Consider the following 20,250-nt stretch of genomic DNA (forward strand, 5'->3'; position numbering starts at 1 on the left):
ATAGCGCTGTGACCACAACCTATAACTGCACTTCAGATGACCAGCGTGCCGAAGGACTTCAGCACGCCCAGCGTGCCATCAGCGAAAAGAAGTGCATCGTGCTGCCGACGGACACTGTGTACGGCATTGCCGCCGATGCTTTTTCCCCTTTGGCCGTGACGATGTTGCTGGCGTCCAAGGGCCGCAGCCGTCAGATGCCTCCACCAGTGCTGATCCCGAGGATCAACGCCTTGGACGGGCTGGCCACCGAGGTTCCTGCTGACGCCAGGGCGCTGGCGCAGGCCTTCTGGCCGGGTGGGCTCACACTGATCCTGCACGCGCAGCCCTCCTTGGACTGGGACCTTGGCGACACCAAGGGCACCGTGGCCCTTCGGATGCCTGATGACCAGATTGCCTTGGAACTCCTTGGGCTCACGGGCCCGTTGGCGGTATCCTCAGCCAACCGCACGGGCCAGGAGGCAGCCCAGACAGCGTCGGAAGCACGCCTCCAACTGGCAGAGTCGGTTGAGGTCTATCTGGAAGGTGGTTTCCGGCCGGTAGAGGGCACCGCCGCGCTGCCTTCCACCATTGTGGACGCAACAGCCAGCCCGTTCCGTGTGGTGCGCCAGGGTGCAATCTCACTTGAGCGTCTTCGCGAGATCGTTCCTTCGGTACTCGGCTTCGGCGAGACTGTTGCTGCCGCAGCGGAAGTCCCTCAGGAGACTGTCGCCGAAGAGACGGCTACCGACGAGGCTGAGGCTGACAACAATGCGGTTGCGGAGACCGATGTGGCCGAGCCTGCGGAATCCGCACCTTCAGTTGAAGCGACAAGTGTGGTTGATGTTGTGCCGGTTGAAGCAGCAGAAGCCACCGCCGTCGAAGTGCCGGCGCCGGGCGAAGCAGTGGATCGGAACGCCCAACGAGAAGCCAAGCCCGAATGATTCCGGAGCGCCAGCGCGTCCCCGTCCTTGACGTCGACGCCACTCCGCTGCGCGTCAATGAGCTCATTGAGGCCATCGGCGGACTCATCACTGCCGGCACCATGAGCACCGTGCTGGGACATAACCTCCACAGCATCACCCTGTTTCATTCCTGTCGGAATTTCAGTTCGCTGTACCAGAACAGCTCGATCGTCCTCCTCGACGGCGCCCCCGTCGCGATGCTGTGGGGGTTCGCCCACAGGCGGGAATTGCGGCTCCTGGGCGAAAAGCCCATGGCCTACCGGCTCGGATCGATGGATTGGATCCCGGAACTCGGCCGTGTTCCTGGCCTTGAACGCGTGGCTGTGATCGGTGCCGGTCGAGACGCCAACACCACGGCTATAGCACGGTTGCGGTCCATCATTCCCGGTGCGACAGTGGACGGCATGCCCGGCGAAGCATGGGACGAGGCCCTGGAAGGAGCTGTGGTGGAATGGCTTAAGGAATTCCGTCCCCAGCTTGTTTTGCTGGGATTGGGAATGCCCCTCCAGGAAACCGTCCTGCATCGGAGGCTTGGACAACTGCCTCCGGCTGTTTACTGCACCGTGGGCGGTGCCATTGAGCAGGTGGCAGGTATCCAGAAACTGGCGCCGAGGTGGCTCGGGCGACTCGGCCTTGAATGGGCTTGGCGTCTTGTTCTGCACCCGGGCCGGGTTGCCTACAGAGTTTTCGTTGAACCATGGAAGCTGGCCGGACTGCTCGTGCGGCGGAGATTTCAAACACCCAAGACCAAAGGCAAGTAAATGACGTCCCAAGCTGTCGTGGTCGCTGTTGTGGTGACCTACAACCGACGCGAACTCCTCCAAACCACCCTGGCGGGCATCGCAGCCGGCACCCAGGTGCCGGACGCCGTCGTTGTCGTTGACAACGCTTCCACGGACGGAACGGCAGAGTTTCTCCGCAACTACGAAGGGCCGGTGACCACGGACGTCGTCACGCTGAACACGAATGTGGGCGGCGCCGGAGGATTCGTGGTTGGTATGGAACGTGCCCTTCTGGACCACGGTGCAGACCACGTGTGGATTATGGACGACGACACGGAACCGCAGCCCTCCGCGCTGAGCGAGGCCCTGGACGTTTCGCAGGCCTACCAACAGGAAACGGGGGACACCCCGGCATTTATTGCCAGCCGCGTGGTGTGGACCGATGGCAGGGACCACCCCATGAACCGCATGCGTCCCAGGATGGGCGCCGCTGAAGTAGCCCGCAGCGCAGCCGCCCGTGTCGGCGCCACCCAGATCCGCAGTGCCTCCTTTGTGTCTGTACTGATCCGGGCGGAAGAGATCAGGAAGCATGGTCTGCCAATTGCCGATTACTTCATCTGGAATGATGACCTTGAGTACACCGCCAGGGTCTCCCGCCGTGCCACCGCTCTGACCACCAATGCATCCGTGGCAAATCACCACACCAAGGTTTTTGGTGACGCCGGTGCCGATCCGGGAGCACGTTTCTACTACGAAGTCCGCAACAAGGTGTGGGTCTACACCCGCTCCAGTGCGCTGGCACCGTGGGAGAAGCTTCTCTTTACCGGCGCTTCCTTGCGCAACTGGACCCGGACCATTGCCGCTTCCCCGAACCGTAAAGTGCTGCTGGCGGGCCTTTTCAAGGGCTTGCGCCACAGCCTCAAATCCCCGCGCTCCAACGCGCAGGTGCTCGAGGGAATCTACGCTCTGCGCAACGTCCAGGGACCGGTCAGCTAACAGAAATGCAGCCAAACCCCGGCCAAACAAGCTGGGGCCTTGCGGCTGCGTCACAGGGTGGTCACGGCCGTTGGCATTAGTATCGTGACTAGAGTCCACAGAAATCCCGCAACATTCGGCACAGCCGGTGCAGGCATGGCGACGGAGTAGTTCCATTTATCCACAGACAGAATTCCACACCTTGAGCTGCCCGGAAACCACCGGCTTTCAAGCGACGCACCGGCTGCGTTCGCCCGTCACGGTTTCCGGTTCGCTAGGCGGGCTGCTCCCGGGAGCCGCGTCATGATCATGTATCTGCTCATGGCGCTCACGGCCGCCGTGGTGTCTTATGCGGGGACCTGGGGTGCCCGCGTGGCCGGTAACAAACTCCGGCTGTACCGTCCCATCCGCAGCCGGGATATGCACTCTGCCCTGATTTCCAAGCTCGGTGGACTGGGAATCTTCACTGGCTTCTTTGTGGCGCTGGTGGTCGCGAGCAACTCTTTCTTCGTCAAGGACATCTTCAGGCACAACGACGCGCCGTGGGGGATACTGGCCGGTGCTGTCGTGATTGTCGCGGTAGGAGTCGCCGACGACATCCTCGACATCCGGTGGTGGATCAAACTGTTGGGACAGGGAGCCGCTGCCTTCATCGTGGCAATTTGGGGCGTGCGGATGTCGGTGGTGCCTTTCATTCCCGAACCGATATTCCTTGATTCTGAAATCCTGCAGATCGTGCTCACCGCTGGCCTGATTGTTACCACCATGAATGCCGTCAACTTCATTGACGGACTTGACGGTTTGGCAGCAGGAGTGGCCATCATCGGTGGCGGAGCCTTCTTCCTCACGGCGTACTGGGTTCATCGGAACAACCCGTCCACCGACAACTCGGACCTCGCGACACTGCTGATGGCCATTCTGGTGGGAAGCTGCATCGGGTTCCTGCCGCACAACTGGTTCCCCGCCAAAATCTTTATGGGGGACTCCGGAGCCATGCTTATTGGCCTGCTCATGGCCTCCGCTGGCGTAGTGGCCACGGGGCAGATTGGGTCAGGGCTCTACGATCGCGCAAACGGTATCCCCACGATCGTTCCCATCTTGCTGCCTTTCGCGGTCTTGTCCCTTCCCCTTCTTGACTTGGGGATGGCCGTCGTCCGGAGGACAGCCAGGGGGCAGTCCCCATGGTCGGCCGACCGTGGGCACCTGCACCACAAGCTCGTGGATCTCGGGTACTCACACCGCACAGCCGTCGTCATGCTCTATGTGTGGACGTGCATCCTCGCCTTCGGAGGCGTTGCGTTTGCCGTGTTCCCGTGGCAAATTGTGCTCATCGTCGTCATAGCAGCGGCGCTTGTCATGGCTGCCGTGACGGCGTGGCCTTACTTCACCCGGAACTCGACGCGGCCGGGGGAGTAGTTGTGACGGCCGGTTTAGGGTCACAGTTCTATCTCATGTAGAATTCTTTCTGCGGACAGTCACTCGCCCGTAACCCCACTTTGAGAATATGGCACCTGTGCCACGAGGATTGGTATCCCCATGACATCCAACGCCGATTCCGGACGCCCGTCCGGTAGACGTGGCATTGGAGTTTCCGGCGCGACACCGAACCTCTGGCTCCGATTGCTCTTCTTGAGTTCCAGCGCCTCTTTGGCCGGTGTAGTGGTCACTAGCATCGTGGCAGCCATCGTAGATGGCCACCAAGGCGCCCTCTCGGCAGCCTTCGGCGGCGGACTCGTGATGGCCTTCTTCGCCATCAGCCTCCTGATCGGCCACTTCGTCGGTCGCAACAATCCTTCCGGTGCGGTTGGCCTGTTTGTGGCGACCTACTTTGTGAAGGTCGTTGGATTCGCCGTTGTGCTCTTCGCGATCGGCACCCCCGAATGGCTGGCCAGCCGGTGGTTCCTCATCGGCGCGGTCGTTTCCGTGGTCCTTTGGCAGGCCGCAGAAATCTATGGTTTCAGCAAGGCCCGTCTCCTGATCTATAACGATCCTGAAGAACGGAAGGGTGGCCCGGATGTCTCCGCGTAAGCGTTATTCGCGCCCAGCCGCGCAAGCCCAGCAACCTCGAAATGTCCATGGAACTGTGGACGCCGGAAACGACGGCGGATACAACGCCGGCATCGCCGTCTTCAGCTACATTGTTGGCGGGATCATTGTCTGGAGTTTGATAGGCTGGGGTCTGGATAATCTGTGGGGGACCCGCTGGATTGTGCTCCTTGGCGCTCTGCTGGGAGCCGCAGGAGGGTTCTATCTTTCCCATATGCATGGCCTCACCAGGCAAAGCTCCTCTTCTGGCGAGAGCAACGCAGACAGCGGTCCGTCCACGGACGGGGACAGTAATGCCAAATAATTTCACATGGATTACGGATGCGTCCACCGCGTCCATATTCCAACCAATGCCCAATGATGGACACAGCAGAGAGGAAACGCGTTGATCGCGCTTGCGCTCCCCGCCCAGGATTCGGGGTCATTCACCCCACCCGGAATCGACGAAATGCACCTGCCGGCAATCCTGCCTTGGGGTGCGCACGACGGATTCTCCAAGCAGATGCTGCTGGTGATCCTTTCGGTCGTCATTATCGCTACATTCTTCATCCTCGCTGCACGTAAGCAGCAGCTGGTTCCCGGCAAGCTGCAGTTCGCAGGCGAGATGGCCTACGGCTTCGTCCGCAACAGCATCGCCAAGGACATCATCGGCGGCAAGGACTTCATCAAATACGTCCCGCTGCTGTTCAGCTTGTTCTTCTTTATTCTGGTGAACAACATCTACGGCGCCATCCCGGTGATCCAGCTCCCGAGCTTCTCGCACGTAGGCGGCGCCTATGTGCTGGCCGGCATCGTGTACTTCACGTGGATCATCATCGGCATCAAGAAGAACGGTCTGAAGTACTTCAAGCTCGCAACCGTTCCCTCTGGTGTTCCGTGGTACATCCTCCCGATCGTCGTACCGATCGAGATCATCTCCAACTTCCTGGTTCGCCCTGTCACGCACAGCCTCCGTCTGTTCGCGACCATGCTGGCAGGCCACTTGATCGTCATGCTCGCCGGTTCCGGCATCGAGTACCTGGTAATGCAGGAAAACGTCCTTTTGAAAGGCACCTCGGTTCTGGTGCTGGTAGGGGCTATCGCCATGTACATGCTTGAGGCATTGATCATGGCCCTGCAGGCTTACGTGTTCACCCTGTTGACCGCGATCTACATCGAAGGCGCCCTGCACGCCGACAGCCACTAGGCACAAAAACTTCCCCTGATGGGGATTGAAGTAAACCAAACAACCTGCCACATGGGTGGCATCTTGAAAGGAAAAAAATGGAAGGCAATCTCAACCTCGTAGGTTACGGTCTGTCCGCAATCGGCGGTGGTATCGGTGTGGGTCTCGTATTCGCGGCTTACATCAACGGTGTTGCTCGTCAGCCGGAAGCTCAGCGTGTGCTGCAGCCGATCGCGTTCCTTGGTCTGGCACTGACTGAAGCTCTCGCCATCCTCGGCCTCGTCTTCGCTTTCGTTCTCTAGTCTTCGGATCCAGAGCAAAGCGAATTCCGCAACCGAGTAGATAGGACGGGTGAAATATGAATCAGCTGATCATCTCAGCCGCCACTGAAGGCGAAGAGGCCGCCAACCCTCTCGTTCCCAATGTCTGGGAAATGGGCGTCGTCCTCGTCGGCTTTGCGGTCCTCCTGTACATCGTGGTCAAGTTCATTGTCCCGATGTTCGAGAAGACCTTTGCAGAGCGCGCCGAAGCAATTGAAGGTGGCATTGCAAAGGCCGAAGCGGCCCAGGCAGAAGCTTCTGCAGCTCTTGAAGAGTACAAGCAGCAGCTCACCGACGCCCGCGCTGAAGCCAACCGCATCCGCGAAGAAGCACGCGCCGAAGGCGCCCAGATCCTCGCGGACCTCAAGGCCAAGGCCGCTGCTGAGTCTGCACGTATCACTGAGCAGGCACACGCAGCCATCGAGTCGGAGCGCCAGGCAGCAGTTGTCTCGCTCCGCTCTGAGGTCGGCACCCTGGCCACCACACTTGCAGGCCGCATCGTTGGTGAAGCACTCACCGACGACCAGCGCTCCGCACGCGTTGTGGACCGCTTCCTTGCAGATCTGGAGACCCAGAGCGCAGGTGCAGCTAAGTAATGGCAGGAATATCGAGCGAATCGCTGACCACAGCGCTGGCGCAGCTGGAAGCCAAGCTTCCCTTCGCCTCGTTGCAGTTGGCTAAGGACCTCTTCGGAATCCTGGGAACGGTGGACAGCTCGGCTGGCTTGCGCCGCGCCCTGACTGACCCGTCCCGCACTGGAGACGAAAAGTCGGCGCTGGTCAAGCAGCTGGTTGGCGGAAAAGTCTCCGCTGATGCTGCTGAAATTGCTGCCGGGTTGGCCAGCTCACGCTGGGCATCGGCACGCGATATCGGCGATGCACTCGAGACGCTTGCTGCCACGGTGGTTATTGCCGTAGCTGAAAACAAGTCGGCCGTTTCTGCCTCCGGTATCACGGGGCTGGAAGAGCTGGAAAACGATCTGTTTGCTTTCAACCAGACCGTTGCTTCCAGCCACGAAGTACAACGTGCTTTGTCTGAGCCGCAGGCATCACCTGCGGCGAAGATTGCACTGGCCGAGAAACTTCTTCCTGGCAGCAGCGAGGAAGCCAAGGTTCTCATCAGCCAGGCAGTTACGCAGCCGCGCGGTGTCAAGCCGAGCAAGCTCGTCGAGTCTTTCGCCAAGCTTGCAGCCAAGCGTCAGCAGCGCTGGATTGCTACTGTCAGCGTTACCCGTCCGTTGACGGAAACGCAGGCCAGTCGTCTGCAGGCCGGGCTGGATGCCCTGTATGGCCGCGAACTGAAGGTCAACGTCAATGTTGACCCCGCACTGATCGGTGGGATCCGTGTTCAGGTAGGTGACGAAGTACTCGATGCTTCGGTTATCGCCCGCCTGACCGAGCTCCGCCGCCAGCTCGCTGGCTAGCGAAGACAAAGCACAACTTAACTGATATAAAACCCGGTCATCGTGAGCAACGATGATCACGAAAACAGGAGAGCAGGGACTGCAGATGGCCGAATTGACCATCAACGCCGACGACGTCCGTAATGCGTTGAACGAGTTCGCGGCGTCCTACGAACCCGGTAACGCAGAGCGCGTAGAGGTTGGTCGTGTGACCACCGCAAGTGACGGCATCGCCCGTGTTGAGGGTCTTCCCTCGGTCATGGCGAACGAGCTGCTTCGCTTCGAAGATGGCACGCTGGGCCTGGCCCAGAACCTTGACGTCCGCGAGATCGGTGTCATTATCCTCGGTGACTTCACCGGCATCGAAGAGGGCCAGGAAGTTCACCGCACCGGTGAAATCCTGTCCGTTCCGGTTGGCGATGCCTTCCTGGGTCGCGTTGTTGACCCGCTGGGCCAGCCGATCGATGACCTCGGCGAAATCAAGGCCGAAGCCACCCGCGCGCTGGAGCTTCAGGCTCCGGGCGTTACCGAACGCAAGTCGGTCCACGAACCCATGCAGACCGGTCTCAAGGCTATTGACGCCATGATCCCGATCGGCCGTGGCCAGCGTCAGCTGATCATTGGTGACCGCCAGACCGGCAAGACCGCAATTGCCGTGGACACCATCATCAACCAGAAGGCCAACTGGGCTTCGGGAGATGTCACCAAGCAGGTACGTTGCGTATACGTCGGTGTTGGCCAGAAGGCTTCCACTATCGCAGCTGTCCGTCAGACCCTTGAGGACCACGGCGCACTGGAGTACACCACCATCGTGGCTTCTCCGGCATCTGACCCCGCTGGCTTCAAGTACCTGGCACCGTACGCAGGCTCGGCCATTGGCCAGCACTGGATGTACGGCGGCAAGCACGTTCTGGTGATTTTCGATGACCTGTCCAAGCAGGCCGAGGCTTACCGCGCCGTTTCCCTTCTGCTGCGTCGTCCGCCGGGACGCGAAGCTTACCCGGGTGACGTTTTCTACTTGCACTCCCGTCTGCTGGAGCGTTGTGCCAAGCTCTCCGACGAGCTCGGTGCGGGTTCGATGACCGGCCTGCCGATCGTCGAAACCAAGGCAAACGACGTTTCTGCCTACATCCCCACCAACGTGATCTCCATTACCGATGGTCAGATCTTCCTCCAGTCGGACCTCTTCAACGCCAACCAGCGCCCCGCTGTTGACGTTGGCGTGTCCGTCTCCCGTGTTGGTGGTGCTGCACAGGTCAAGTCCATGAAGAAGGTCTCCGGTACCTTGAAGCTGGACCTGGCACAGTACCGCGACATGCAGGCATTCGCGATGTTCGCCTCTGACCTGGATGCTGCTTCCCGTCAGCAGCTGACCCGTGGCGCACGCCTGATGGAACTGCTGAAGCAGGGCCAGTACTCACCGTTCCCGGTTGAGAACCAGGTTGTTTCCATCTGGGCCGGCACCAACGGCTACTTGGACGACGTTCCGGTTGAGGACATCAGCCGTTTCGAGTCCGAGTTCCTGGAGCACCTCACGCACAAGTCCTCCATCCTGACCACGCTGGCTCAGACCAACGTCCTGGATGACGACACCGCTGCAGCTTTGAAGGAAGCCATCGTTTCCTTCAAGAAGGGCTTCTTCGGCGAAGGCGACAACCACTTGGTTGGCGCTGGCCACGAAGAGCACGCAGCGATCTCCGGCGGCGACGTCGACCAGGAAAAGATCGTCAAGCAGAAGCGCTAGTTCCGATAACCTGCTCTGCCGGGGTCCGAAAGGGCCCCGGCAGGGCAGCACATCGGAAACTTAGGAAAGGATAAGTATGGGAGCCCAGATTCGGGTCTACCGTCAGAAGATCAGCTCGACGACGTCGATGCGCAAGATCTTCAAGGCGATGGAACTGATCGCTACCTCGCGCATCGGTAAGGCCCGCGCCCGCGTAGCAGCTTCACTGCCTTACGCGAACGCGATTACCCGCGCCGTTTCTGCTGTCGCAACTCAGAGCGAAATCGACCACCCGCTGACCACCGAACCGGAGCAGATCCGCCGCGCCGCAGTCCTGATTATTACATCGGACCGTGGCCTTGCTGGATCCTACTCCGCGAGCGTGCTCAAGCAGGCTGAAGGTCTCACCGAGCTTCTTCACGCAGAAGGCAAGGAAGTCAAGGCGTACCTGGTTGGCCGCAAGGCGCAGGCGTACTTCGATTTCCGCAACCGGTCCTACGCCCGCGTATGGACCGGTGGCACGGACGCACCGGAATTCGAAACCGCGCAGGAAGTCGGAGCTGCACTTCTTGAAGACTTCTCCACTGACTTCGAAGAGGGCGGCGTGGATGAAATCCACGTTGTATACACCCGCTTCAAGTCCATGGTGACGCAGGAGCCCACGGTTATCCGTTTGCTCCCGCTGGAGGTCGTCGAAGAGGAAGCAGCCTCGGAATCCGAGCTGTTGCCGTTGTACGAGTTTGAACCGGAGACAGAGCAGGTGCTCGACGCACTGCTTCCGCGTTACATCGAGTCCCGCATCTTCGCAGCCATGCTGCAGGCCGCAGCTTCTGAGCTCGCAGCCCGCCAGCGCGCTATGAAGTCGGCCGGTGACAACGCCACCGATTTGATCAAGAAGTACACGCGCCTTCGCAACACGGCCCGCCAGGCCGAGATTACGCAGGAGCTTTCCGAAATCGTGGCTGGCGCAGACGCCCTCGCGTCCTAGCCTGCAACGCATTCGGCTCGAAGCCGTACCTGCACCAAACAGATAAACTTAAATCCACGCCATCTACTGAGTGAAGTGAGAGAGATGACTGCCACTGCTACCGAACACGTAGCTACGGCCGGTGCCACCGGCCGCATTGCCCGTGTTATTGGTCCGGTTGTCGACGTCGAATTCCCGGCTGACGCAATCCCCTCGATTTACAACGCTCTGACCACTGAGATCACTCTCAACGGCCAGACCAAGACCATCACGTTCGAGACGTCACAGCACCTGGGTGACAACCTCGTTCGCGCCATCTCCCTGCAGGCAACCGACGGACTCGTCCGCGGGACCACCGTGCAGGACTCCGGCGCTCCGATCTCCGTGCCCGTCGGCGACGGTGTCAAGGGCCACATCTTCAACGTTCTCGGCAAGCCGCTGGACGTTGACGAGTCGGAGATCAAGGCTGACGCCTACTGGCCGATCCACCGCAAGGCTCCGTCCTTCGCCTCCCTCGAGGGCTCCACGGAGATGCTCGAGACCGGCATCAAGGTCATCGACCTTCTCACCCCGTACATCAAGGGTGGCAAGATTGGCCTGTTCGGCGGCGCCGGCGTTGGCAAGACCGTTCTGATCCAGGAAATGATCACCCGTGTTGCCCGCAACTTCGGTGGTACTTCCGTCTTCGCCGGTGTTGGTGAGCGTACCCGTGAAGGTAACGACCTCTGGGTTGAAATGGAAGAGGCAGGCGTTCTCAAGGACACTGCCCTTGTGTTCGGCCAGATGGATGAGCCGCCGGGAACGCGTCTGCGCGTAGCCCTCTCCGCTCTGACCATGGCGGAGTACTTCCGCGATGTCCAGAACCAGGACGTGCTGCTCTTCATCGACAACATCTTCCGCTTCACGCAGGCAGGCTCGGAAGTCTCCACGCTGCTCGGCCGTATGCCGTCTGCTGTGGGCTACCAGCCGAACCTTGCTGACGAGATGGGCCTCCTCCAGGAGCGCATCACCTCCACCAAGGGTCACTCCATCACGTCTATGCAGGCCATCTACGTGCCGGCTGATGACTACACCGACCCGGCTCCGGCAACGACCTTCGCACACCTCGACGCGACCACGGAACTTTCCCGTGAAATCGCATCCCGTGGTCTGTACCCGGCCGTTGACCCGCTGACGTCGACCTCCCGTATTCTGGATCCCCAGTACATCGGCAAGGACCACTACAACACGGCTGTCCGTGTTAAGCAGATCCTGCAGAAGAACAAGGAACTCCAGGACATCATCGCCATCCTCGGTGTTGACGAACTGTCTGAAGAGGACAAGATCGTCGTGTCGCGTGCACGTCGTATCCAGCAGTTCCTCTCCCAGAACACCTACACCGCCAAGCAGTTCACCGGCGTCGAGGGCTCCACCGTGTCCATCAAGGACACCGTGGAAGGCTTCACGGCTATCTGCGACGGCGAGCTGGACCACATCGCAGAGCAGGCGTTCTTCAACGTCGGCGGCCTGGATGACGTCGAGCGCAACTGGGCCAAGATCCAGGAACAGACCAAGTAGTATGGCTGAGCTCGAGGTTGAGATTGTCGCAGCGGACCACTTCGTGTGGTCCGGCGCGGCCAAGATGGTGAAGGCCCGCACCAGCGATGGTGAAATCGGAATCCTGCCGGGCCACTCGCCCCTACTGGCCATCCTGGCCGAGGGCGAGCTGGCAATCCAGCCGGTTTCCGGTGACCGTATTGCGGTAGTAGTCGATGGCGGATTCTTCTCCGTCGACAACGATCGCGTGGTCATTGTTGCTGACAACGCCAAATTGGGCGAAGCGGCTACAGCGGGGATCCGATAGCACGACCTTGATGGACGATTCCCTTATTCCGTTCATCGCTCTGGCAACAGCGTTTACGTTGCTGATCATTTCACTGTGCCTTTTCGGGGTGCGCCGCTTCAACCTGCGGCGTGCCCTGGGCACGGTCGACGCCTCCATTTGCACGGCTGGAAACAGCTGGCAGATGGGGGTTTGTCGTTATCAGGACAATGAGCTCGAGTGGTTCCGCTTGATGTCCCTCAGCGTGATCCCCAAGCACAGGTTCAAACGCAGTTCCTTGGAACTGCTGGGTCGCCGGCAGCCGACTGAAGATGAACTGGTCAGGGTGCAGCCCGGTGTGGTCGTTGTTGAACTGCAGTACGAAGGCAAGAAGTTCATGCTGGCCATGAACTTCGACGCGTACGCAGGGTTGTCTTCCTGGCTGGAGGCCGGGCCGGTCATCGGCGTCGGAACCTGGCGTTAGGCGCCATGGACTTTTTGTCGGACGTCAGCCTGGTGGACGGGCCGTTCCTCTGGTTCAGCATTGTTTGCGGTGCGGGCGGTGGAGTGTATCTCCTGTGGCGGCGTCGGCGCCGGTGGCCGCTCGTCGTCGCCGCCTCCCTGGCTGTTTCCGTGGGGGTGGTGGCACTCGTTCATTGGATCCTGATCGATCTGATGGCCACGTTTTCCGAAAACCTTCCCTTTGAAACTCTGGCCTGGTCGGTCCCAGCGGTCATGGCACTGGTTCTCTGCGCTTTCCGGTTTCCGCGAAACACTGCCAAGGGCCGTTCGCTGAGTGTCGTGGCCATGCTGGGGGTCGTCCTCCTCAGCGTCGTGCAAGTAAATCTGTACTTCGGCCTGAACAATTCGGTGGCCGATTTGATGGGTACCGCCGTGGCGCGGATCCAGCCGCTGGAAAGCGGCCTCAAACGTCTTCCCGGCGGCAACCCCGGCCCTGCGTTATCCACGTGGAAACCGCCGGAGTCCATGCCTAAAACGGGCACCCTGCGGAAGGCCGACATTCCCGGGACGATTTCCGGATTCACAGCGCGGGACGCCTACATCTATCTTCCCCCCGCGTACCAGACGACGCCCCGTCCCGTCCTCCCGGTGTTGGTTCTCTTCTCAGGTCAACCTGGCGGTCCTGCTGACTGGTTGACTGGCGGCCAGCTCCGGTCACAACTGGATCGCTATGCCGAAGCCCATCATGGCATTGCTCCGGTGACGGTGGTGGTGGATCCCAATGGTTCGGGCAGCGCCAACACCATGTGCATGGACAGCCTGATTGCGCCGGCCGGCACCTACCTGTCCCAAGATGTACCCGCATGGATTAAGTCCACGTTGGACGTCTCCACCGATCCTCAGCAGTGGGCGGTGGGTGGATTTTCCTTCGGTGGCACTTGTGCCATGCAAATGGGAACGGTACATCCGGAGATCTTCCCAACCGTGCTCGCATTCTCTGCAGAACGGGAACCTGCGCTTGCGAAGGACCGCAACAAGACCATTGGAGACGCATTCGACGGCGACGCGGCGGCCTTTGAGGCCAAGACGCCCTTGGTCTTGATGCAGCAGCGCAACTACGCAGGCAGCGGCGTCTACTTGACGGCCGGCGAAACAGACCATGAATTTACTGCCTATATGCACGAGCTGGCGGACGCGGCAAAGAATGCGGGATTCGAAACAGAAGAGCACTCGATCCAACACGCCGGGCACTCCTGGGACGCAGTGGTCCGGGGCATGCCGGGAGCGCTGGATTTCCTGGCCACCCGGTGGAGGCTGCCGCGGTGAGCCTCGCCCTCAACAGTGTGGTCAAGCCCGCGATTCTAAAGGCCGGCAGGCATCTGCGGGCAACACCTTTCACCTTGCTGGTGCTCGTGTTGTTCGTGGGATTGTCACTGGCGGCCGGTAGTTTCCTGTCCGGCCCGCCGGAACCATGGCTTTCTGTGGCAGGGGTGTCGCTCGATGGGCTCAGGGCGGGGGAGTGGTGGTCCATCTGGACTTCGCTCTTCTTCACCACCAATCCTTTGGCATACGCCACGGCGATCATGATGTTCCTGCTCCTTCTGGGTCTTGCAGAGCGACGCTTCGGTTCTGTCAGAACGGCCGGAGTGTTCTTTGGCAGCCAGTTTGCCTGCGTGTCGGCCTTCCTCCTGGTCACCCAGGTTGCGCGGTATGCCGATGACGGGTGGCTTTCCCGGATGGCAGGAACCCGGCTGATCGGGCCGTATGGTGCCGTTCTTGCAACAGCCCTCGCTGCCAGCGCCCTCCTTCCGACGCTCTGGCAGCGACGCCTGCGGACCGTGGTGCTATCAATCTCACTGCTCTTGGTGCTGTACGTGGGGCACGCAGAGACGGTGGTGGGATTCCTGGGCGCTCTGATTGGCTTGGCCGCGGGATGGTGGATGCAAAGCAGCAAAGGTCATCTCCACCTTCACCGGTCCACGGGCAGGGAGGTGCGAAACCTTCTGTCGTTGACCATGGCAATCTTTGCGGTGGGACCCATCGTGACCGCAGCGGCCAAGAGCCCGTCCGGCCCCTTGGCCTTGCTGCGCGACGTCATCCTGAACCCGCTGCCCACCCTCACGCAATTGGAGAGCAACTGCGGAGGCACCATTGACGTGACGTGCTTGGAGGTCGGCCGGCAGGGTTACACAGGCCCCTTCGGATTGGCCTTGGCCGTGGTGCCGGTCGTCCTGCTTCTGATCTGCGCTGACGGCATGAGAAGGGGACGAAGGCTCGCCCTGGGGATCGCGATCGGTGTGCAGCTGGTGGTGGTGGGTCTTTCGACGATCTACCTGGGCCTTTTTGCCGGTATGCCCAGGCCGCAGGGGCGGCCGCACGTGGGGATGCTGAACTCTGCGGTTGTCCATTTGATCCCCTTGGTGGTGGTCCCGCTGGTCCTGGCCGTTCTCTTGTTTGTCTATCGCGGCCATTTCAGGGTGGTCTCTTCGGATCGGCTCCGACGCAGGGTTTTCTGGTTGGTGGGCCTGACGGGACTGACGCTCGGTCTCATTTATACGGCTGTGTGGCTGGCTTCCGGCGGCATGGACCGCGACGGCGGCTTGTTGGGTCTGGCCGCGGAGCTCGCCAGACAGTATCTCCCGGTTCCACTGCCTGGCGTTTACCGGAAGGTTTTCGCGGACCGGGATGTGCTGGAAGTGTTCCTCTTCTCCTACTCCGGCACGGTCTTTTGGCTGGTGGCCCTGGTGGGTGTGTGGATTTTGCTCATCCGGGGGCACCATTCCGGGGGACTGGACCATCAATCGCGGGAAAGAGCCCGCACGTTGGTCAAGTCCGGTGGTGACTCCTTGTCCTGGATGGCTCTCTGGGAGCCGAACAAATACTGGTTCAATACCGAAGGTACCGGGGGCGTGGCCTACCAACAGCATGGCCACGTGGCCTTGACGCTGGCTGGTCCCTTTGGAGCAGCGGAACACCGTGGGCATACGGCCAGCGGTTTCCTTGACTACTGCACCCGGCATGCGCTCACACCTTGTCTCTATTCCTGCACGGATGAGCTATGGCCCATGCTGCAGCCCCGAGGCTTCCGCAGGGTCGCAGTGGCCCAGGAAACACGGCTGCGGATCACGGATCTGGAGTTTCGCGGCAAGGAGTGGCAGAACGTCAGGACTTCCCTGAACCGTGCTCGGAAGCTGGGGATTTCGGCCAGCTGGGGCCGATACTCGGAGTTTCCGCTGAGTGTGCGCGCTCAAGTCAGTGAGGTGTCGGAGGAATGGGCGGCCCAGAAGAAGATCCCTGAAATGGGCTTCACCTTGGGTGGCTTGGACGAGCTCGACGACGCGGACGTCCAGTGCTGTGTCGCCGTGGACGAAGCCGGCTTTGTCTATGGAGTGACCAGCTGGCTACCGGTCTATGAGAACAGCGTGGTTGTCAGTTGGACACTGGACTTCATGCGTCGGCGGGGTGACACGTTCCCGGGTGTCATGGAATTCCTGATTGCTTCGGCAATCCAGCACTTGCGCGGGTCCGTGGACGTGATCTCGCTGTCCGGCTCGCCCCTGGCACGGGAGAAGGGCGAGATTGAACAACAGGCGGAAGGCCTGGCCGGCATTCTTGATGTGGTGGGACAGGCACTCGAACCGGTTTATGGATTCAGGTCGCTGGCGTCTTTTAAGTCGAGATTCCAGCCCGAGTACAGAACTCTGTACATGTATTACCAAGACCCTCTGCATCTGCCCGCAATGGGACGTGCGCTGAGCCGGGCATACCTTCCGGGATTGTCTGTGCGGCATTCTGCACGACTCCTCCGAACCTTGGTTGGTTGATTAGTCAACGCCATTTTGGGGTGGGGATTTCTTCTTTCTTCACGGTTTGTAACAGTCGTTGTCGAAATATCAGACATTACCGGTCTTAAACGTGTTGACCCCGGCTCGAAAGCCGGGGTCAACACGTTTGTTGTAGCTGCAACAAGCAGAATTCAACAGTTAAGGCTAGACGACGGTAACGCCGGTTGCCTGGGGGCCCTTGGCGCCCTGACCGATCTCGAACTGAACGCGCTGGTTCTCATCGAGGGTCTTGAAGCCGCCGGTCTGGATCTCGGAGTAGTGGACGAAAACGTCGCCATCCGAGTCATCCGGGGTGATGAAGCCGAAGCCCTTTTCAGCGTTGAACCACTTGACGGTTCCCAGTGCCATGTATTTCTCCTCATTGTGGAACATCAGTCCGATACACTTCGTACCGGCTTTGTTACTCCGCGAGAAGACCTTTGAATCCGGCCAGGCCAAGCCCGGTTGGTTTCGAAGGAGCTTCACGCTCGCAACTCGTCTTGCGAGCATGAAAACCACCTACACAAAGACTGCTACAACACTTTCATGAGCCCTGCCGGAGGTCAACGGTCTTTTGGGCAATTCGGGAAAATTTTCGGTAAAAAGAAGGTAACGCAGACCCGTGCAATTCACGCTAGGACAACCACTGGCCGTTCCGCATGACGCCGGTCAGTTCCAGATCCTCGTTTGTCACAACAACGTCGGCACGCAGGCCTCTGCGCAATCCACCAATTTCGTCGGAAAGCCCCAGGACAGCGGCGGGCACTGCTGTGGCGGAACAAATAGCGTCCGGTAGTGCGACGCCGGCCGCTACGGTCTTGCGGACGACCTCCAGGAGGGTGGCAGTCCCGCCCGCGATGGACCCTGTTGCATCCAGCGTGGCGACGCCATCACTGACCGTCACGGGGGAGGGGCCCAGCATGTAGCTTCCATCCGACAGACCGGCAGCGGCCATCGAGTCTGTCACCAGCACGATGTTATTGGCTCCGACGAGTTGGAAGACCGTAGCCACGGTGCTGGGGTCAAGGTGAGTGCCGTCGGCGATAAGCTCCACCACGGCCTTACCCTCCTGCGCCATCCGGAGGCAGGCGGCGACCGGACCGGGCGCTCTGTGGTGCATCGGCGGCATCCCGTTGAAAAGGTGCGTGACAGTGGGAAGCGAGCTGACGCCGTCGAACCCTGCCGATTCCAATCCCTCCCTGGCGGCGGCCAGAGACGCTGCGGCGGTGGCGTCGTCGCAGTCAGTGTGCCCCAGCGAAGGCGTCACGCCATGGGACGTCATCAGGTCCACCAGCGCAGCGGCTCCCGGCAGCTCCGGCGCATAGGTCATGGTGGCGAGCTTGCCGGCTGCGGCGCCCACCAGCTCGTCCATGAGATCCAGGTCCGGTTCCAGCAAATAATCCGGGTTCTGCGCACCGCAGCGGGCATGGGAAAGGAATGGTCCCTCAAGGTGAATACCGGCCACAAGGCCTTCGTCCACCAGTTTTACGTAGAGCTGGATGCCGCGAAGAAGGTCCTCCCGGGGAGCGGTTACCATGCTCGCGAGGAAGGTGGTTGTTCCCGAGCGGTGCAGGAAATCCACTGCTTTGCGCGCCGAAGTCTCTTCACCGCCGGGAAAATCGCCACCGTTACCACCATGGCAGTGTACGTCCACCAGGCCAGGGACCAGGTAACTGCCGTTGGGTACCCCAAGGCGGACTGCGCTCGGGAAGCCTTCAAATGCCGCGGGATCGAATCCGTTGGCAGGCCCGGCATAGGCAATTCGGTCGCCGTCGATGGCTATGAGTCCGTCCTCCACCACCTCGCCGTCGCTGACAAGCGTTCCTTTGATGATCTGGTGGCTTGGCGCGGAGGAAGTGGGAAAGGGGGATGCGGCAGTCATGTTTTGATTCTAGTGGCCTGCGGCACACCGTCCTGAAGGAAGTGCTTAGAAGAGCCGGGACTCGCTGTCATCCACGCCGCGCATGGCGTCATAATCCAGAGTGACGCAATCGATGCCGCGATCATTGGCGAGCACCTTGGCCTGCGGCTTGATCTGTTGCGCTGCGAAGATCCCACGTACCGGTGCCAGCAGGGGATCCCTGTTGAGCAATTCCAGATAGCGCGTGAGCTGTTCTACGCCATCGATGTCGCCACGGCGTTTCAGTTCGACAGCGACTGTGGCGCCGCTGGCGTCCCGGGCCAGGATGTCCACCGGGCCGATGGCCGTGAAGTACTCGCGACGGATAAGGGAGTATCCGGTTCCCAGCGTTTCGATCTGCTCAGCCAGGAGCCGCTGGAGGTCTGCTTCCACGCCGTCTTTGATCAGGCCGGGATCGGTACCCAGATCGTGTGAGGTGTCGTGCAATTGCTCGTAGATGTTGATGATGAGCCGGTCATCTGTCTTGGCAGATTGAACCGTCCACTGCTCCACGACGCCTTCCTCCACCTCCGTTTCCTCCGGGGTGGTCACCCGCAGCGTGGCAGGTGGGCTCATCCAGTTCAGCGGCTTGTAGGAACCGCCGTCCGAATGTACCAGCACGGAGCCGTCCGCCTTGACCAGCAGCAGCCGGGTGGCGAGGGGGAGATGGGCCTTGAGGCGGCCTACGTAATCAACAGAACAACGGGCTATGACGAGTCGCACCCGCCCCACATTACCGTCTCACCATCTGCAACTGCGTGGCTGGGGCAGAATGGAAGCATGCCCCGCTCCAACCGCCCCCGTCGCAACGCGTCCAGCACACGCTCCGGCAACGGTGGCGGCAAATGGGCGGAACCGGTGCCTGAGCTGGATCTTGAGCGTGCGCGTGCCGGGATTGCCCGGCGCGAAAGCGCACCGGACGGCGATTGGATGGTCCGGACCATGACGGCAAAGAAAGCGGAAAAACAGTACATCTGCCCTGGCTGCGCCACTGCGATCGTTCCGGGCATCGCCCACTTGGTGGTGTGGTCGGACAGCCACTTGTTCGGGCAGGCGGCCGGGCTGGCCGAACGCCGGCACTGGCACACCAATTGCTGGACGGGCCGGACGTACCGATACCGCTGATTCGCTAGGCTTGGCACCATGACTTTCGACCCCGCCTCGTTCGTGTTTACTCCGCAGGATTCACCCTCGGAGATCCGTGCTTCCACAGTTCTGCCTGCCCAGCGCGAGAATGTGGAGTTCACCACCGAAGACGGCAAAGTACTGCGGGGTGAGCTCGCATTGCCTGCATCCGGCGGGATCACCGCCACGTTGATCACTCTCCACCCGCTGCCCACGCACGGTGGCTTTATGGATTCGCACGTCTACCGCAAGGCTTCGTACAGACTGCCTGCGCTGGCCGGGGTCGCCGTCCTGCGGTTCAACACCCGCGGCACGCAGTCGCCACGGGGAACCAGCGATGGCCAGTTTGAAGAAGGTATCGGTGAACGGTACGACGTCGAGGCTGCGGTGCGGTTCGCGGTGGAACGCGGCTTGCCCAACCGCTGGCTGGTGGGCTGGTCCTTCGGCACTGAACTTGCGCTGATGTACGGAGCAGTGGAGCCAGTGGCCTCAGCGATCGAGGGAGCGGTGTTGTTGTCCCCGCCGCTGCACCGGGCGACGGATGTCCACCTCAAGGAGTGGGCTGCGTCCGGCAAACCGCTCACGGTCCTGGTGCCTGAACACGACGATTACCTGCAGCCAGCTGAGGCGGCCGAACGGTTCAGCCTGGTACCGCAGGCCCGGCTTGTTGGCGTCGACGGCGCCAAACACCTTTGGGTGGGCGAGAAGTACGCGGCGCGCGTCTTGAATGAAATCGTCGACGACGTCACCCCGGCAGGTGCGGGAGTGGACGGCCTGCCTCGCGAGTGGGCGGGGCCGGTTGCGACGGCATAGCCCGGTTGCGACGGCTTAGCCCGGGTGCGGGTGCTTAGCCCGGTTGCCAGTGCCTGAGCGCGTC

At 60.8% G+C, this 20,250-nt stretch carries 22 protein-coding genes; 19 read left to right on the plus strand and 3 right to left on the minus strand.

What is annotated here, in order from left to right:
* Positions 1-8: 8 nt before the first annotated feature.
* The 17 genes from BMY91_RS04030 to BMY91_RS04110 all read left to right on the plus strand — a co-directional run bounded on the left by BMY91_RS04030 (position 9) and on the right by BMY91_RS04110 (position 16,348).
* Positions 9-920 (plus strand): L-threonylcarbamoyladenylate synthase, encoded by a 912-nt coding sequence (locus BMY91_RS04030; protein ID WP_090818564.1) that lies wholly within the window; start codon positions 9-11, stop codon positions 918-920.
* On the plus strand, positions 917-1,702 hold the full coding sequence (locus BMY91_RS04035) for a WecB/TagA/CpsF family glycosyltransferase (RefSeq protein WP_090818567.1): 786 nt from the start codon (positions 917-919) through the stop codon (positions 1,700-1,702). The genes BMY91_RS04030 and BMY91_RS04035 overlap by 4 nt, the downstream gene beginning before the upstream one ends.
* Positions 1,703-2,659, plus strand: a complete 957-nt coding sequence (locus BMY91_RS04040) for a glycosyltransferase (protein WP_090818570.1) — start codon at positions 1,703-1,705, stop codon at positions 2,657-2,659.
* A 282-nt stretch (positions 2,660-2,941) separates the two neighbouring features.
* Entirely contained in the window at positions 2,942-4,054 is a 1,113-nt protein-coding gene (locus BMY91_RS04045; RefSeq protein WP_090818573.1) for an MraY family glycosyltransferase, read from the plus strand.
* A gap of 120 nt (positions 4,055-4,174) precedes the next feature.
* A complete protein-coding gene (locus tag BMY91_RS04050; RefSeq protein ID WP_090818576.1) occupies positions 4,175-4,666 on the plus strand; it encodes a Cg1360 family ATP-synthase-associated protein in 492 nt (163 codons plus the stop codon).
* Positions 4,653-4,988: a hypothetical protein gene (locus BMY91_RS04055; protein WP_090818579.1), complete on the plus strand. Its 336-nt coding sequence runs from the start codon at positions 4,653-4,655 to the stop codon at positions 4,986-4,988. Before BMY91_RS04050 ends, BMY91_RS04055 begins: the two co-directional genes overlap by 14 nt.
* An 81-nt stretch (positions 4,989-5,069) precedes the next feature.
* Entirely contained in the window at positions 5,070-5,870 is an 801-nt protein-coding gene (atpB, locus tag BMY91_RS04060) for a F0F1 ATP synthase subunit A (protein ID WP_017199729.1), read from the plus strand.
* Positions 5,871-5,947: 77 nt separating this feature from the next.
* A complete protein-coding gene (gene atpE / locus BMY91_RS04065) occupies positions 5,948-6,151 on the plus strand; it encodes an ATP synthase F0 subunit C (protein ID WP_009356484.1) in 204 nt (67 codons plus the stop codon).
* 56 nt (positions 6,152-6,207) lie between these two features.
* Positions 6,208-6,765 (plus strand): F0F1 ATP synthase subunit B, encoded by a 558-nt coding sequence (locus BMY91_RS04070; RefSeq protein ID WP_090818582.1) that lies wholly within the window; start codon positions 6,208-6,210, stop codon positions 6,763-6,765.
* On the plus strand, positions 6,765-7,592 hold the full coding sequence (locus tag BMY91_RS04075; protein ID WP_090818585.1) for a F0F1 ATP synthase subunit delta: 828 nt from the start codon (positions 6,765-6,767) through the stop codon (positions 7,590-7,592). The genes BMY91_RS04070 and BMY91_RS04075 overlap by 1 nt, the downstream gene beginning before the upstream one ends.
* An 85-nt stretch (positions 7,593-7,677) precedes the next feature.
* Positions 7,678-9,315 (plus strand): F0F1 ATP synthase subunit alpha, encoded by a 1,638-nt coding sequence (gene atpA, locus BMY91_RS04080; RefSeq protein WP_011775259.1) that lies wholly within the window; start codon positions 7,678-7,680, stop codon positions 9,313-9,315.
* Between the two features lie 76 nt (positions 9,316-9,391).
* Positions 9,392-10,282 carry a F0F1 ATP synthase subunit gamma gene (locus BMY91_RS04085; RefSeq protein ID WP_011775258.1) on the plus strand — a complete coding sequence of 297 codons (891 nt, stop codon included), beginning with the start codon at positions 9,392-9,394 and terminating at the stop codon, positions 10,280-10,282.
* Between the two features lie 84 nt (positions 10,283-10,366).
* Positions 10,367-11,818 carry a F0F1 ATP synthase subunit beta gene (atpD, locus tag BMY91_RS04090; RefSeq protein WP_090818587.1) on the plus strand — a complete coding sequence of 484 codons (1,452 nt, stop codon included), beginning with the start codon at positions 10,367-10,369 and terminating at the stop codon, positions 11,816-11,818.
* Between the two features lies 1 nt (position 11,819).
* Positions 11,820-12,104: a F0F1 ATP synthase subunit epsilon gene (locus BMY91_RS04095; protein ID WP_026540143.1), complete on the plus strand. Its 285-nt coding sequence runs from the start codon at positions 11,820-11,822 to the stop codon at positions 12,102-12,104.
* A gap of 10 nt (positions 12,105-12,114) precedes the next feature.
* Positions 12,115-12,546 carry a DUF2550 domain-containing protein gene (locus BMY91_RS04100; protein WP_090818590.1) on the plus strand — a complete coding sequence of 144 codons (432 nt, stop codon included), beginning with the start codon at positions 12,115-12,117 and terminating at the stop codon, positions 12,544-12,546.
* A 5-nt stretch (positions 12,547-12,551) separates the two neighbouring features.
* Positions 12,552-13,850 (plus strand): alpha/beta hydrolase, encoded by a 1,299-nt coding sequence (locus BMY91_RS04105; RefSeq protein WP_090818593.1) that lies wholly within the window; start codon positions 12,552-12,554, stop codon positions 13,848-13,850.
* Entirely contained in the window at positions 13,832-16,348 is a 2,517-nt protein-coding gene (locus BMY91_RS04110) for a bifunctional lysylphosphatidylglycerol flippase/synthetase MprF (RefSeq protein WP_090818596.1), read from the plus strand. Before BMY91_RS04105 ends, BMY91_RS04110 begins: the two co-directional genes overlap by 19 nt.
* A gap of 165 nt (positions 16,349-16,513) precedes the next feature.
* On the opposite strand, the gene BMY91_RS04115 is transcribed toward BMY91_RS04110, so the two are convergent.
* The 3 genes from BMY91_RS04115 to nucS all read right to left on the minus strand — a co-directional run bounded on the left by BMY91_RS04115 (position 16,514) and on the right by nucS (position 18,971).
* The gene (locus tag BMY91_RS04115; RefSeq protein ID WP_018776337.1) at positions 16,514-16,717 is read right to left on the minus strand and encodes a cold-shock protein; all 204 of its coding nucleotides are present in this window, start codon (positions 16,715-16,717) and stop codon (positions 16,514-16,516) included.
* 265 nt (positions 16,718-16,982) lie between these two features.
* Positions 16,983-18,230, minus strand: coding sequence for an N-acetylglucosamine-6-phosphate deacetylase (nagA, locus tag BMY91_RS04120; protein WP_090818599.1), 1,248 nt, complete (start codon positions 18,228-18,230; stop codon positions 16,983-16,985).
* A 45-nt stretch (positions 18,231-18,275) separates the two neighbouring features.
* Positions 18,276-18,971 (minus strand): endonuclease NucS, encoded by a 696-nt coding sequence (nucS, locus tag BMY91_RS04125; RefSeq protein ID WP_090818602.1) that lies wholly within the window; start codon positions 18,969-18,971, stop codon positions 18,276-18,278.
* Positions 18,972-19,028: 57 nt separating this feature from the next.
* On the opposite strand from nucS, the gene BMY91_RS04130 reads away from it, so the two are divergent.
* Both BMY91_RS04130 and BMY91_RS04135 read left to right on the plus strand, forming a co-directional pair.
* Positions 19,029-19,373 carry an ATP/GTP-binding protein gene (locus BMY91_RS04130; RefSeq protein WP_090818605.1) on the plus strand — a complete coding sequence of 115 codons (345 nt, stop codon included), beginning with the start codon at positions 19,029-19,031 and terminating at the stop codon, positions 19,371-19,373.
* Between the two features lie 18 nt (positions 19,374-19,391).
* The gene (locus BMY91_RS04135; protein ID WP_090818608.1) at positions 19,392-20,186 is read left to right on the plus strand and encodes an alpha/beta hydrolase; all 795 of its coding nucleotides are present in this window, start codon (positions 19,392-19,394) and stop codon (positions 20,184-20,186) included.
* Positions 20,187-20,250: the final 64 nt, after the last annotated feature.

It is taken from the genome of Arthrobacter sp. yr096 (assembly GCF_900108925.1).
Taxonomy (GTDB): domain Bacteria; phylum Actinomycetota; class Actinomycetes; order Actinomycetales; family Micrococcaceae; genus Arthrobacter.

Coding starts and splice junctions, on each gene's coding strand:
- BMY91_RS04035 (WP_090818567.1), top strand. CDS start 917: ATGATTCCGGAGCGCCAGCGCGTCCCCGTCCTTGACGTCGACGCCACT.
- BMY91_RS04040 (WP_090818570.1), top strand. CDS start 1,703: ATGACGTCCCAAGCTGTCGTGGTCGCTGTTGTGGTGACCTACAACCGA.
- BMY91_RS04045 (WP_090818573.1), top strand. CDS start 2,942: ATGATCATGTATCTGCTCATGGCGCTCACGGCCGCCGTGGTGTCTTAT.
- BMY91_RS04050 (WP_090818576.1), top strand. CDS start 4,175: ATGACATCCAACGCCGATTCCGGACGCCCGTCCGGTAGACGTGGCATT.
- BMY91_RS04055 (WP_090818579.1), top strand. CDS start 4,653: ATGTCTCCGCGTAAGCGTTATTCGCGCCCAGCCGCGCAAGCCCAGCAA.
- atpE (WP_009356484.1), top strand. CDS start 5,948: ATGGAAGGCAATCTCAACCTCGTAGGTTACGGTCTGTCCGCAATCGGC.
- BMY91_RS04070 (WP_090818582.1), top strand. CDS start 6,208: ATGAATCAGCTGATCATCTCAGCCGCCACTGAAGGCGAAGAGGCCGCC.
- BMY91_RS04075 (WP_090818585.1), top strand. CDS start 6,765: ATGGCAGGAATATCGAGCGAATCGCTGACCACAGCGCTGGCGCAGCTG.
- atpA (WP_011775259.1), top strand. CDS start 7,678: ATGGCCGAATTGACCATCAACGCCGACGACGTCCGTAATGCGTTGAAC.
- BMY91_RS04085 (WP_011775258.1), top strand. CDS start 9,392: ATGGGAGCCCAGATTCGGGTCTACCGTCAGAAGATCAGCTCGACGACG.
- atpD (WP_090818587.1), top strand. CDS start 10,367: ATGACTGCCACTGCTACCGAACACGTAGCTACGGCCGGTGCCACCGGC.
- BMY91_RS04095 (WP_026540143.1), top strand. CDS start 11,820: ATGGCTGAGCTCGAGGTTGAGATTGTCGCAGCGGACCACTTCGTGTGG.
- BMY91_RS04100 (WP_090818590.1), top strand. CDS start 12,115: ATGGACGATTCCCTTATTCCGTTCATCGCTCTGGCAACAGCGTTTACG.
- BMY91_RS04105 (WP_090818593.1), top strand. CDS start 12,552: ATGGACTTTTTGTCGGACGTCAGCCTGGTGGACGGGCCGTTCCTCTGG.
- BMY91_RS04115 (WP_018776337.1), bottom strand. CDS start 16,717: ATGGCACTGGGAACCGTCAAGTGGTTCAACGCTGAAAAGGGCTTCGGC.
- nagA (WP_090818599.1), bottom strand. CDS start 18,230: ATGACTGCCGCATCCCCCTTTCCCACTTCCTCCGCGCCAAGCCACCAG.
- BMY91_RS04130 (WP_090818605.1), top strand. CDS start 19,029: ATGCCCCGCTCCAACCGCCCCCGTCGCAACGCGTCCAGCACACGCTCC.
- BMY91_RS04135 (WP_090818608.1), top strand. CDS start 19,392: ATGACTTTCGACCCCGCCTCGTTCGTGTTTACTCCGCAGGATTCACCC.